The organism is Alphaproteobacteria bacterium (genome assembly GCA_035625915.1).
Taxonomy (GTDB): domain Bacteria; phylum Pseudomonadota; class Alphaproteobacteria; order JACZXZ01; family JACZXZ01; genus DATDHA01.
Genome location: DASPOR010000052.1, coordinates 1 through 12632, shown reverse-complemented (window position 1 = coordinate 12632; position 12632 = coordinate 1). Strand labels below are relative to the sequence as shown.

Below are 12632 nucleotides of genomic sequence, written 5' to 3'. Positions count from 1 at the left end.
AGATAGGAAAGTACCAAAGCGCCTCACGACGCGTCCCCAGATCGCTTGCCGTCGCCGGCGTCCAACGTCGCGGCGAAGCTGCCTTGTTCCGCTGCGATGCCCGACTCGATTGCGATGTCACCATGGCTTCCAAGGAGGATGAGATGCTCAACACCGTCGCGCGCAACGAGGACGAGGCGACGCTTGCTATCGAGCGGCATCACGTCAATCAGGCTGAGCCGTTTGCGTCTGGCCCCCTTCGGCATCGCAAGTGCCGCGATCCCGTAACGACGCGCAAGCCATCCCAATAGCGCGATCAGCGCGATCACGAAGACGAGGGCTGCAACGAAGCGGAAATATGTGTCCAAGCCGATAACCGTTTCAAGCTGTGAAGGGGCAGATTAAGATTTGGCCGACCATTGCGCGTTCACTTGCCGAGATTTTTCTTCGCATAGGCGCCGATGGCTTGGCGGCGAGCGGCAAGCGTACCGAGTTCGCGCACGAGGAGCGCACGTTGGGCCTCGAGGTCGCTGCGCAGCCGGTCCACGTCGTCGAGGAGTGCAATAAGCCTTGGCCGATAACCTATTGCGGCCGGTTCGGGCTGAGCGCCGATTGCGGTGCAAAGGGCTGCAACACGCTCTTCGAGGCCCGTCAAGTCGACTGCTCGGCCATCGGCCAGCACGCGTCGGGCGGTGTCGACCGTCGCTGCAACGCCATCGAACTGAAGTCGTAATTCTTCGGTCCTACTCACGGCACCTTCACGCTGAATGCTTGGTTGGCGCGGAAAAGCTCGGTCAGAATACCGGCGACGACCCCAAAGGCTGCGACCGGGATGTCATGATCGATTTCGACAGCCGTGAGAAGGGCGGCAAGGTCCGCATCCTGATGCAGCGCGATCTTATGTCGTGCGGCGAGGGCACACAGCTCCTCCGCGAGGGGACCACTCGCCTGCGCGATCACGCGTGTGCGACTGGGGCAATCGGGATCGCGGCGCACGGCCACTGCGAGCGGCGTTTTGACGGGTTTATTGTCGCCAATGTCTGTGAATTTTGCCACGGCAGCTCATTCGCAAGGCCGAGCTACGGGCCCGGACCGGCGCATCGTGCTGCATTATGCTTAACGAAGGTTTAAGTGCGGCCTTTGTTGCGTGACGTCGCAAGGCGTTTTACGCGATTGCAAGACTCCAGAACTTGCGCCAATTTCGGCCAATTGGGCGTTTCGTAGCCTTACAATTCGTTTCATGCAATCGCGTCTATTGTGTCAGTCGGGTATTAGCTGTCAACAGGTTGTGGTCATGGCCGAAAGTGAGCGGTGTTCCCCGATGTCTGCGATCGGCTTGGTTATTGGAACCAGACCGCTGATGTCGAATTTACGCCCGCGCCAAACCCCGGTTCAGACGCAAGACGTGTGAGTAGCTCGCGCCGCCGATGCAGGAGGGAACTGGCGTTGACCAAAACAGTTCAACCGGCATCCGATCAAATTGACGGCAGCCAAGGCGACGCTCCCAAGCAGGCGCCGGCCGAGAAGCGAAGACGGGGGTTTCCGGCCCCGGTCACCATTCTGACTTTTATTTTGATCCTCGTATGGGTTGCGGCTTTCTTCATCCCGTCTGGCCAATACACGCTCGACGCCAGTGGCAGCCCGATCGCCGGCTCCTTCAACTATGTCGACCCCCCGCTTAATTTTGAAGGCCGGCTTGCGGATTTGCTCCTGGCACCTGTGAACGGCATGTACGGAATGAAGAACCCTGAGACTGGGCAAGTCGGTCCCTTCAATGAGGGGACGATGTTTGGCTCCATCGAGGTCTTCCTGTTCATTCTCGCGATCGGCGGATTCATGACCGTGGTGTTTGCGACCGGGGCGCTCGACCGCGGCATCCACCATCTGTCTTATCGGTTTCGGGAGCGCGGGCCGTTGCTGATCGCGGTTCTGATCGTCCTGTTCGGAATACTGGGCTCGATCAAGGGTTGGAGCCAAGAGACCCTTGGTCTCTACGCCATTATGGTCCCATCGATGATTGTGCTGGGTTATGACCGAATGGTCACGGTTGCGGTCGTCACAGTCGCTCCGTTCGTCGGCACGCTCGGATCGACGATCAATCCATTTCTGGTGGGCATCGGCTCCTCAAAGGCCGGCGTCACCATCGTCGACGGCATGGGGCTGCGTTTGCTGTTGTTCACCCTGACGATGATCGCGACGGTCGCCTATACGCTTTGGTACGCGAGACAGGTCAAGGCCGACCCGACGAAATCCCTTTGCGGGATCAGCGCGGAAGAAGCAGCGCTTGCTCGAGCCGACGCGTGCGCGCCGGAACCGCTGAACGCCACGCACGCGATCATCATCGGCCTCGTGCTCTTCACCTTCGGGCTGCTCACCTTCGCCATTGTTCCCTGGGGCGCGATCTTTAGCAATGCGCCGGTTGATCCCTACACGGACAAGACAATCAACTCTCCGCTCTGGTGGGAACTCGGGTGGTGGCTCCCAGAGCTATCCGCGCTGTTCTTCGGAATGGCAATCGTGGTGGGGATCGTTGGACGTCTGGGCGAGGAGGCGACCGCCAATGCCTTTATCAAAGGTGTGATGGACTTCGCCGGGCCGGCATTTCTTGTCGCGCTCGCGCGCAGCGTTGCGGTGGTCATGACGAATACCAAGACGATTGACACTGTGCTGCATGCGATGGAGGGGCTGATGACGGGCGCATCGAGCGTCGCGTTTGTCATGCTGACATTTCTGGGTAGCCTGCCCCTTTCATTCCTTGTCGGCGGCGGGGCAGCGGGCACTGCTCTCACGATGCCGGTCTTGACGCCACTTGGCGACTTCGCTGGAGTCGACCGGGCGTTGGTGATCACGACTTGGTCCGCAGCCGCTGGCTGGTTCAGGCTCACCCTGCCCACCAATGCGATTCTGATCGCGGGCCTCGCTTTGGCAAAGGTGGGCTTCGGCCAGTATGTGAGGTTCATCGCGCCGTTGATGGGCATCCTGTTGGTAGTCGCCCTCGCAGTGCTTCTGCTCGGGACGGCCATCTGACCTGTTTTGCGATTGAGAAACAGGTGGAATTTGAGAGAGAATCGTCAAAGAAGCAGCAGCGCTTCGCAAAAACGATTCGATCGTGTGCGCCTGAATCGCATGCAATCGGGCAATGTCGGTGAAATCCGCACGGCGACGCGCGGATATCGCCTCAGTCCGGCTTCTCCTCCATGCCATTTCCCTCAAGGGCGTGGGCGAGTTCGGCGCTCGCGCCTGCGGCGGCGCGATTCTCTTCTTGGATTCGATCGTGAATTTCGCGCCTTAGAACCGATACGGTCGGCGGGAACGTGAATCCGAGCTTCACCGCCTTGCCGCGAACCTCGACGACGGTAAGCTCGATATTGTCATTTATGACGATGGACTCGCCGATTTTGCGCGTGAGGTACAGCATCTTCCTACCTGGCCTGTGCCCGCGACCGGATGCCGCCCCCATCCGGAGTGACGGAGCCTCGCCCTTATGGCGGTTTAGCAAGAGCTTAACCATGTTTTCGAGGATATGATAGCAGGCCAATTTAAGGCATTGAATATATTAACTTATTCTATTCATTATCATTCGATGACGCATGGCCGATTTGGGCGATGCCGGGCGAATCCGCGCATGCCCGGAACGGCTGTGGCACCCTCTAGCACCCGCCTGCCATCCCTTTACGATTCCTTTACGCTAGGCGGGCATAGTGCACGGCAAGCGCCGGTATCTAGCCATGCGACAATCGCGGATTGGCGATGGACTTCAGCAATATTCCACTCTTCAAAGCGATCGGTGAACGGCTCGGATTTCTCGCAGCACGGCAGGACGTGCTCTCCGACAATGTGGCGAATGTCGACACGCCCGGCTTCAAGCCAAAGGACCTGAAGCCGCAGAGCTTTGGCAGCTTGGCTGAGGCGGCGTTCCAGAAACTTCAACCGGAGGTAACGGACCCGCACCACATGTTACCGGCCTCGACCACCAGCGCCGCCTATCCGCTTGAGACAAAAAATGCCGATGGTGAAGAGACCGTCAATGGCAACGGTGTCAACCTCGAGGAACAACTTCTCAAGATTTCGGAAACGAGCTTCGACCACCAGACCGTGCTCAACCTTTATCACAAGCAGATCGGCCTGCTGAAAACGGCCCTCGATCGCGGCGGCAGTTGAGGGAGATAGCGCATGGATCTCACCAAGGCGCTACAGGTCTCGGCTGCCGGCATGCAGGCGCAGGGTGTCCGCATCCGCATCATTTCCGAGAACATCGCAAACGCGGACTCGCTTTCGACCGTGCCGGGTGGGGCACCTTACCAGCGCAAAACCGTAAGCTTCGGTGAACAGCTCAACCGCTCGCTCGGCATCGAGACCGTGCGCGTATCCAATATCGGTACCGACCCTACTCCATTCGAAAAGCGCTATGACCCCCATCATCCAGCAGCCGACAGCAACGGATACGTACTGGTGCCAAATGTGAACTCGCTTGTTGAGATGGTCGATATGCAACAAGCCGAGCGAAGCTACGAAGCCAACCTCAATGTTCTCCAATCGTCGCGTTCGATGCTGCAGCGAACGATCGATCTACTGAAGAACTGAAGCGTGGTTGCGTGATCCTCGATCTGGAGGCAGAAACATGATTTCAATAGCCAGTGCCGCCGCGGCCTACGCAAATGCCGCCGCCCAAGGAAAGGGGCCCGGGCTCGAGCCGCGCACGGAGCAAAACGGCGCCGGTTTTTCGCAGCTCGTCAGCGATGCGCTGGGCTCGACCAAGGAAGCGCTCCAAAGCGGGGAAAAACTTTCACTCGACGCCGTCACCGGCAAGGCCGACTTAAATCAAGTCGTAGCCGCCGTGACGAACGCCGATATGGCGCTCCAGACCGTGGTCGCCGTGCGCGACAAAGTGATCTCCGCCTACCAAGACATCCTAAAAATGTCGATCTAGTCGCAACGCTCTCCATGGATACGCCCGAGGTCCTCGATATCGCACGTGAGACGATCATTGTCGTGCTGGAGATCAGCGCGCCCATTTTGCTGCTCGGCCTTTTGGTCGGCGTCGTCATTTCCCTCGTCCAGGCGCTCACTCAAATCCAGGAGCAGACTCTCGCGTTTGTGCCGAAGCTCGTCACGATATTCGTTTCGCTTTTGCTCTTCTTGCCATTCATGCTGACGACGTTGACTAACTTTACCGAACGCCTGGTCAGCCGCATCGGCACGATCGGGTAAGGGCGAGCAAAATGCTCGCGGATATTCTGCCCTCGAATCTCTTCGCGTTCTTTCTCGTCTTCGCGCGCGTCGGAAGTGCTGTCATGCTGCTTCCGGGTTTCGGTGAAAGTTATGTCTCGACGCGCATCCGGCTCTTGTTCGCCCTTACACTGGCGTTCGCCGTGACGCCGGTCGTTCAGCCGCATCTGCCCGAACTTCCCTCCACCGTCGTTCGGCTCTTCGCCATATTGGGTGGGGAGATCGTGGTCGGCCTCTTCATTGGCTCGCTCGCAAGCATCGCCTTCATGGCGCTGAACACCGCGGGATCGATAGTCGCGTATCAGTCAAGCTTGGCCAACGCGCTTGTATTCGACGCGGCCGCCGCGCAACAAGGTGCCCTCGTCGGCGCCTTTCTCACGACCATGGGCGTTGTCGCGGTCTTCGTCTCCGACCTTCATCATGTAGCACTGCGCGCCGTAGTCGATAGCTACGCGGTCTTTCCATCGGGACAGCTTCCCATGATCGGCGACATGGCCGACGCAATCGCCCGGGTGGTTTCGGAGAGTTTTCTGATCGCCGTGCAATTCGCTGCACCCATCCTCGTGCTTGGCCTCGTCTTCTATCTCGGCGTCGGGCTCTTGGCGCGGCTCATGCCGCAAGTCCAGATCTTCTTCGTGGTCCAGCCGCTCCAGATCGTGCTGGGCCTACTCGTGCTGCTTCTGACGGTGGGAGCCGGCTTGGCGTTCTTTCTCGACCGCTTCGCCAATGTGCTCACGAATTTCACGGGTGCTAGCTAGACGATGGCCGACGATACCGAGCAATCGCAAAAAACCGAGGAGCCGACTCAAAAAAGGCTCCAGGACGCGCATGAGCGCGGACAAGTGGCGGTATCGCGGGAGCTCAATCACTGGCTCGGCGTTCTGGCGATGACCGTGGTCATCCTGACCTTCGCACCCGCGATGATGAACGACATCGGTCGCACGCTCATCAAATTCATCGAAAGGCCCGAGAGCCTGCCGGTCGACCCGGTAGGGCTCGATCTACTTCTTGAGGCAACCTTGCGCGACGTGGGTGGCGCGCTCATCGCGCCGATACTCCTCCTTGTCGGTGCGGCACTCCTCGGGAATCTCGTACAGACAGGTATTGTCTTTTCGATCCACGCGATCGTGCCGGATCTTTCGCGCATATCGGCGTTCGCGGGTGCTAGGCGGCTTTTCTCGCTCCGCGCAATCAGCGAGTTCGGCAAAGGCCTCGCTAAGATCGCAATCGTCGGCGTCGTGCTCACAATTTTGCTCAGGCCCGAATTGGCGCGGCTCGATTTGCTGATCGAAGGCGATGTCCGGATCGATCTCGATATCCTGCGCTCGTTGGCACTTCGCGTCATCATCGGCACGCTTGCCGTCATGACGGTGGTCGCCGGGCTCGACGTACTCTATCAGCGCTTCGAACTGCGCAGGCGACTGCGGATGTCAAGGCAGGAAATTAAGGACGAGCATAAACAGTCCGAAGGCGACCCGATGATCCGGGCGCGCATACGACAAATCCGCATGGAGCGTGCGCGCCGGCGCATGATCGCCGCGGTACCGACGGCGGATGTGGTGGTTACGAATCCGACGCACTATGCCGTCGCTCTCAAATACGAGCGCGCAAAGATGTCGGCTCCGCGCCTCGTCGCAAAAGGCGTCGACAGCTTGGCCCTCAAGATCAAGGAAGTCGCGAACGAACACAAGGTGCCGCTCGTGGAAAACCGCCCTCTTGCGCAAGCGCTCTACTCAGGTGTCGAGCTCGATGCGGAAATCCCACCTGAGCACTATCGGGCGGTAGCCCAGGTCATCGCGTACGTCATGAAGCTTCGTCGACCGGTGCCGCGGTCCTGAACCTCGAGGGTGCTCGACGCATCGCACGGGTTTATAAGCAAGGTACGGGTTAAGGCAAGGTGCGCAGAGCGCGGTTTTGTTAACCATAAATTTGATTAAATAGCACGCCTTCCAGGCTAAACTGTCGATGGACTTGTGGAGGACGATGTTGCGCCGGGTGACGTGCCAGCTGGGGGCGGGCCTACTCGCGGCGGGGATCCTGACCGGATCGGCTTTAGCCCAGGACGGGTCGGGACCGCAAATGGGGTGGGGCTCCGGGATTGGCCTTATGGCGATTTCGGCTTCCGCACTCGCGGCTGCCCTGGCTATCGCACTCTTACTCAGTCATCGGCGCGGCCGCGAGGTTGCGACCTTTCACGGCGCCATTGAAGCCCTGCGCAAACCCTATGCCCTGATCGACGCCGACGGTCGCGCAATTTACGCGAATAACGCATTTCGCACTTTGCTCGGCGACGGCTGCGAGCGTCCTTTCGCCATGCTCGAGGCCCGCCTTGGCGAGGTTGAGCAGGGCGCTCAGCAGCTGGCGCATTTTAGAAGCCAGATTGCGACCGGCATTCCCGGCCAGTTGGAACTCGTTTTCCCGACGGCCGCGGGTCGGCGGGAATGCCTTCTCCTCTCGTTGCTTCCCGTCGAAGGCTCGTCCGAGCGCTGCCTCCTCGGGATCGAAGACATCACCTCGCGGCGAGAGATGGAGCAGATCATCCGCGAGGAACAGCAGCGCATCTTCGATTTCCTTGAGAACGCACCGGTTGGATTCTACTCCGCCGACGCCGATGGGCGTTTCGTCTTCGTAAATCACACGATGGCGGAATGGCTAGGCACCACGGTCGACGAGCTGATGGGTGGGGCTCGCCAGCTCAAGGACTTCGTCGCGGGCGAGTGGCCGTCGGGTGCCGCTGCTTACGATCCTATAGGTCGCGGCGGCCGCGAGCAGCGAGGCGAAGTCACATTCCGCGGCCTTCAGGGCCGCGTCTTTCAGGCATTCGTCAGCCAATCGATCGTCGAGGGGGACGACGCTAACGAGCTTCGAACCCGCACGGTGGTGCGCGACCTCACCCCGGAGCGCGAATGGCAGGCAGCCCTCAAGCTGTCAGAGCAACGCTTTCAGCGTTTCTTCGAGGATGCACCCGTAGGCATCGTATTGCTCGACGATGGCGCCCGCATTGTCGAATGCAATCGTACATTCGCCACGATGGTCGGCGCAGGCTTCGAACAGTTGCGTAATACCCCACTTCTCGATCTTGTAACGGCGGTCGGTCGCCGCGATGCAAAAACACGGCTCGATGCCGCACTCGCGGGCAAGGCAGTTCCCTCGCCCTTCGAGGTGCGCCTAGAGGGAAAAACGCGCGAAGCCGTCACGTCGCTTTTCGTCAACCGCTTCGAGCAGGCTCAAGGCCGCCCCGCGGGCCTGATCGTCCACACCCTCGATACGACGGAACAAAAGCGCCTTGAGGTGCAGTTCGCGCAATCCCAGAAGATGCAGGCGGTCGGCCAGCTTGCAGGCGGTATCGCGCACGACTTTAACAACTTGCTCACCGCCATGATCGGATTCTGCGACCTGCTCCTGTTACGCTTCCGGCCTGGCGATCAGTCCTTCGCCGACATCATGCAGATCAAACAGAATGCCAACCGTGCGGCCAATCTCGTCCGACAGCTTCTGGCCTTCTCGCGCCAGCAGACGCTTCAGCCCAAGGTCATCAACATCACGGATGTGCTCGCGGAGCTCAGCCATCTCCTTCAACGGCTCATCGGCGAGAATATCACGCTCAAGATGGTTCATGGCCGTGATCTCGGCCTCGTGCGAGTCGATCAGGGACAGCTCGAGCAAGTGATTATCAATCTCGCGGTCAATGCGCGCGACGCGATGGTCACGGGCGGCCAGCTCACCATCCGCACGTCGAACATCAGTCGGGAAGATGCCGTGCGCGAGGGGCACGAGCTGATGCCAGCGGGCGATTACGTACTGGTCGAAGTGATCGACACGGGCCATGGAATCGCCAAGGAGATCATAGGCCGCATCTTCGAGCCGTTCTTTTCGACCAAGGAAGTCGGGCAGGGTACGGGACTCGGCCTTTCAACCGTCTATGGCATCGTAAAACAGACCGGCGGATTCGTTTTCGTCGATAGCGAGCCAGGTGCGGGTGCAGCGTTCAAAATCTATCTGCCGCGCCACATGAGTGAGGGTGAGACGGCGGGCATCAGTGTGAAGGCGGATGCGCGGGAGCCGCGTGATCTGACCGGTGTCGGCACGGTACTCCTCGTCGAGGATGAGGACGCCGTGCGCCTTTTCAGCGCAAGGGCGCTGCGCAACAAAGGCTACAAGGTGCTCGAAGCATCCTCGGGCGAATCGGCACTCGACGTTCTCAAGAAGGCGTCCGGTCCAATCGATCTCCTTATCACCGACATCGTCATGCCGCGCATGGATGGGCCGTCCCTCATCAAGATCGTGCGCAAGGAGCGGCCGAGCATCAAGATTATCTGCATAAGCGGCTACGCTGAGGACGGCTTCAGAAAGCACCTCGACGCGAGTGCGGATATCCACTTTCTGCCAAAGCCGTTCAGCCTGCAGCAGCTTGCAGGCAAGGTCAAAGAGGTGATGGGCCGCACCGAGAGCGAAGCGGTCAGCGTTTAGACCATCTTCGATCGTCCCGAGGCGTAAAACGGATAGCACCCGTCCGGCTCTCCGCGGCGATGGGAGAGACAGCATCAACGCGATTCAGTCTCATCGCGTCGTATTCTGACGGATCTTCATGTGAACGCCCAGCGCTTGACAGCTACTTCTGGGTGCGGCCACAGATTGGATCGTCGACCTTGGGGATTGTCGCGGCGAGCTTAACGAGCGCAGCACTCTCAACACCGCCGCTAGGCTTGTGGACGGACCCTTCGAATTTCGCCGTGCTCTTCGCCGATCGGCAGTACCAGAGGCCTGCCTGCCTCTCGTCCTTGGGCACGCCCAAGCCCCTCTGGTACATGCTCCCAATGCTGAATTCAGCGAGCGCTACGGTGGAGTTCGAAGCACTCGTGGAAGGCGGTTCTGCTACGGCAAGCTCGTAGAGCCGCATCGCCTCCACATTGTCCGGTTTGCTGCCCCGCCCGTCACGATACATGTCGCCGAGTGCGATCATGGCCGCGGCGTCCCCTTGATCGGCAGCCCTGCGGTACCATTTGAGCGCTTCTGTCGCATTCGTGACCATGAATGCATGCGCATCGGCACCGCCTCTCGAGGCGGGGGACAAGTTCACGACGTTCGCTTCGCGCACTTGGCGCAAGTAAGCAGCACCTTCCGGCCTATCGTCGCGCACGATGTAACCTTGGTCGTTTAAGACGGCGAGGCTATATTGAGCGTGCCCATTGCCTTTTTCGGCCGCCATCTTGAACCAGATGAGGGCGTCTTGATCGCTCTTCGGTACGCCGCGGCCTGCATAATAGAAATCGCCGAGCTTCGTCTCTGCGATGTCGTCGCCACGATCGGCCGCTTTGCGCAGCCATTTCGCTGCTTCGCCATCATCGCTGGGCGAGGCCTTGCCGCTGGCGTGCAGCCGAGCGAGTTCAAGTGCTGCATCGTCGTCACCTTGCTCGGCAGCGTCGCGAAGCCATCTCGTCGCCAAAGTGAAATCTTGTGCGGCAGCGACCCCCTTGAGGTAAATCGTTCCAAGTTGGTATTGCGCCGCTGCGTCGCCATGATCCGCCGCCTTTGCCAACCACTTCAAAGCTTCGCTATTGTCTTGCCTCACGCCCAGGCCCTTGAAGTAAAACTGGCCGACGGTGGATTGCGCCTGGACGTCCCCGCCTTCGGCCAAGCTCAGTAGGGCGGCGACGCCATCGGCCTTGTCTTGCGCCGCACCGAAGCCCTCCGCATTGAGGATCGCGAGGTTACGTTTCGCATTGGGCTCGCCCCTGTCAGCGGCGACGTGCAGCCACTTGATTGCTTCGGCGTAGTCTTGCGTGACGCCGAGGCCCCTGGCGCGAAGAGCGCCGAGGAGACTCGCCGCCTTCACGTCACCGTGCTGCGCTGCCATGCCAAGCAGCCTCGCGGCTTCGGCATAGTCTTGTCGAACGCCCTCACCATTCAGATAGAGGACCCCCAGCGTATATTGCGCCGTGGTGTCGCCGCGCTTCGCGTCCTCGAGTAGGAGCGGCACCGCAGCGGCATAGTCGCCGCGTTTGACGGCGTCCTGGGCATCGTCGGGGAGGAAGACCCACACGATGGCGACCGCAACGAAGGCGACGACGACGAGCGAACCAAGGATAATGGCGATTCGATTCATGGCGAACATCTATCCTTGTACGCGTACCTTTCCGGTCGGCCGATGCCGCACTATTTAGCGGCGACTTGGCATGAGATGTTGGCGCCATTCGCCAACATTCCGCCCAAAGCCTGCTTCGCGGCGGGCAGCCCGAGAGCCGCCGCCTTGCAGTACCAGCTCGTGGCAGCCGCGAGATCCTTTGGAACACCAAGGCCATTCTCGAAGAGATTGCCCACGCCGAATTCCCCGCCCGCGACCGCAAGGTCGCCGGGCCGTGGATTTTCCGTCGATGTTGCCGCCTGATTGAAGAGGCTCATCGCACGGGGGTAATCTTGCTTGGCACCGCGACCGTCGCGATACATTTCGGCGAGGTTGAGCAGCGCCAGCTTCGATCCTCCGTCGGCCGCTTTCTGATAAAGCTTGAGCGATTCGGGCAAATTATGAATGACGATGGCATGGGGAACTCTGCCGTCCTTGTCCGGGTCGAGCGTTTTGTCTTTCTGCTGCCGGAGCTTCGCGAAAATCTCCTCGCCACCGGGTTCATCGTCGCGGACCGCGTAACCTTGGTCGAAGAGTACGGCGAGATCGTATTGGGCCGACACATCGCCTTTATCGGCTGCCTGCGACCAGAGACGAATCGCGGCGAGATCGCTTTTGTTCACGCCAATGCCATTGTGGAAAAACGCGCCGAGTTGATCCGCGGCTGCGAGATCGCCCATCGAGGCGGCCTTGGCGAGCCATTTTGCACCTTCGACGTAGTCTTTGGCGACACTAACGCCCTCGATGTAAAAGAGTGCGAGAATGCGCGCCGACTCGGCATCACCTTTGTCGACCGCCGATTGGAAAATTCGGATCGCTTCGGCGGTATCCTGCTTGCCGCCTAGGCCTTTCATGACAAGCTGGCCCAACATGCGCGAGGCGGCCAGATTGTCTTTCACGACCGCCTTGCTCAGCCACTTCCGCGCCTCGGTATAGTCCTGCTTGACGCCGCGGCCTTGGACATAAAGTGCCGCGAGGTTCGTCTCAGCCTGATCGTTGCCTTGATCGGCCGACTTCCCGAACCACTTTTTTGCTTCGCCAAAATCCTGCGCGACGCCCTGGCCGTTCAGATAGAGAAGGCCGAGACTGAGCTGTGCTGCCGCATCGCCTCTCGCCGCCTGGGATCGTAGGGCTTCGGCGGCGGCGGCATAATCTTGTCGTGCGAGGGGCTCGCTCGCTTCATCGGCGCGTGCGCCAGCTGTCCATGCTACGAGAGCGAAGAGAACCGTGGCCACGGCGACTGCGACAAATTGTGCCGCCGCAAAGGGAATGACGGCGGAAAAGACTGTTCTCATCTTTG

At 60.0% G+C, this 12632-nt stretch carries 14 protein-coding genes; 8 read left to right on the top strand and 6 right to left on the bottom strand.

Annotation, left to right across the window (positions count from 1 at the left end; genetic code table 11):
* Positions 1 to 23: 23 nt before the first annotated feature.
* The 3 genes from VEJ16_04980 to VEJ16_04970 are packed head-to-tail and all read right to left on the bottom strand — an operon-like array spanning position 24 to position 1035.
* On the bottom strand, positions 24 to 347 hold the full coding sequence (locus tag VEJ16_04980; GenBank protein HYB09003.1) for a flagellar biosynthetic protein FliO: 324 nt from the start codon (positions 345 to 347) through the stop codon (positions 24 to 26).
* A gap of 59 nt (positions 348 to 406) precedes the next feature.
* Positions 407 to 730, bottom strand: coding sequence for a hypothetical protein (locus VEJ16_04975; protein HYB09002.1), 324 nt, complete (start codon positions 728 to 730; stop codon positions 407 to 409).
* Entirely contained in the window at positions 727 to 1035 is a 309-nt protein-coding gene (locus VEJ16_04970) for an EscU/YscU/HrcU family type III secretion system export apparatus switch protein (GenBank protein HYB09001.1), read from the bottom strand. The genes VEJ16_04975 and VEJ16_04970 overlap by 4 nt, the downstream gene beginning before the upstream one ends.
* 390 nt (positions 1036 to 1425) lie before the next feature.
* Here VEJ16_04970 and VEJ16_04965 point away from each other — a divergent pair, with 390 nt between their 5' ends.
* Positions 1426 to 3006 carry a YfcC family protein gene (locus VEJ16_04965; protein HYB09000.1) on the top strand — a complete coding sequence of 527 codons (1581 nt, stop codon included), beginning with the start codon at positions 1426 to 1428 and terminating at the stop codon, positions 3004 to 3006.
* Positions 3007 to 3157: 151 nt separating this feature from the next.
* Here VEJ16_04965 and csrA read toward each other — a convergent pair whose 3' ends face one another.
* Positions 3158 to 3397, bottom strand: coding sequence for a carbon storage regulator CsrA (gene csrA / locus VEJ16_04960; protein ID HYB08999.1), 240 nt, complete (start codon positions 3395 to 3397; stop codon positions 3158 to 3160).
* Between the two features lie 332 nt (positions 3398 to 3729).
* Here csrA and VEJ16_04955 point away from each other — a divergent pair, with 332 nt between their 5' ends.
* The 7 genes from VEJ16_04955 to VEJ16_04925 all read left to right on the top strand — a co-directional run bounded on the left by VEJ16_04955 (position 3730) and on the right by VEJ16_04925 (position 9678).
* Positions 3730 to 4140 carry a flagellar basal body protein gene (locus VEJ16_04955; GenBank protein ID HYB08998.1) on the top strand — a complete coding sequence of 137 codons (411 nt, stop codon included), beginning with the start codon at positions 3730 to 3732 and terminating at the stop codon, positions 4138 to 4140.
* A 12-nt stretch (positions 4141 to 4152) separates the two neighbouring features.
* Positions 4153 to 4563, top strand: a complete 411-nt coding sequence (gene flgC, locus VEJ16_04950) for a flagellar basal body rod protein FlgC (GenBank protein ID HYB08997.1) — start codon at positions 4153 to 4155, stop codon at positions 4561 to 4563.
* A 37-nt stretch (positions 4564 to 4600) separates the two neighbouring features.
* Entirely contained in the window at positions 4601 to 4909 is a 309-nt protein-coding gene (fliE, locus tag VEJ16_04945) for a flagellar hook-basal body complex protein FliE (protein ID HYB08996.1), read from the top strand.
* Positions 4910 to 4923: 14 nt separating this feature from the next.
* On the top strand, positions 4924 to 5190 hold the full coding sequence (fliQ, locus tag VEJ16_04940; protein HYB08995.1) for a flagellar biosynthesis protein FliQ: 267 nt from the start codon (positions 4924 to 4926) through the stop codon (positions 5188 to 5190).
* An 11-nt stretch (positions 5191 to 5201) separates the two neighbouring features.
* Complete coding sequence (fliR, locus tag VEJ16_04935; protein ID HYB08994.1) at positions 5202 to 5966, top strand: flagellar biosynthetic protein FliR; 765 nt, start codon at positions 5202 to 5204, stop codon at positions 5964 to 5966.
* Between the two features lie 3 nt (positions 5967 to 5969).
* The gene (gene flhB, locus VEJ16_04930; GenBank protein HYB08993.1) at positions 5970 to 7046 is read left to right on the top strand and encodes a flagellar biosynthesis protein FlhB; all 1077 of its coding nucleotides are present in this window, start codon (positions 5970 to 5972) and stop codon (positions 7044 to 7046) included.
* A 268-nt stretch (positions 7047 to 7314) separates the two neighbouring features.
* Positions 7315 to 9678 (top strand): PAS domain-containing protein, encoded by a 2364-nt coding sequence (locus VEJ16_04925; protein HYB08992.1) that lies wholly within the window; start codon positions 7315 to 7317, stop codon positions 9676 to 9678.
* Positions 9679 to 9820: 142 nt separating this feature from the next.
* Here VEJ16_04925 and VEJ16_04920 read toward each other — a convergent pair whose 3' ends face one another.
* Together VEJ16_04920 and VEJ16_04915 are read right to left on the bottom strand one after the other, a co-directional pair.
* Entirely contained in the window at positions 9821 to 11314 is a 1494-nt protein-coding gene (locus tag VEJ16_04920; protein HYB08991.1) for an SEL1-like repeat protein, read from the bottom strand.
* 50 nt (positions 11315 to 11364) lie between these two features.
* On the bottom strand, positions 11365 to 12632 hold a 1268-nt coding region (locus VEJ16_04915), incomplete at its 5' end, for an SEL1-like repeat protein (GenBank protein ID HYB08990.1).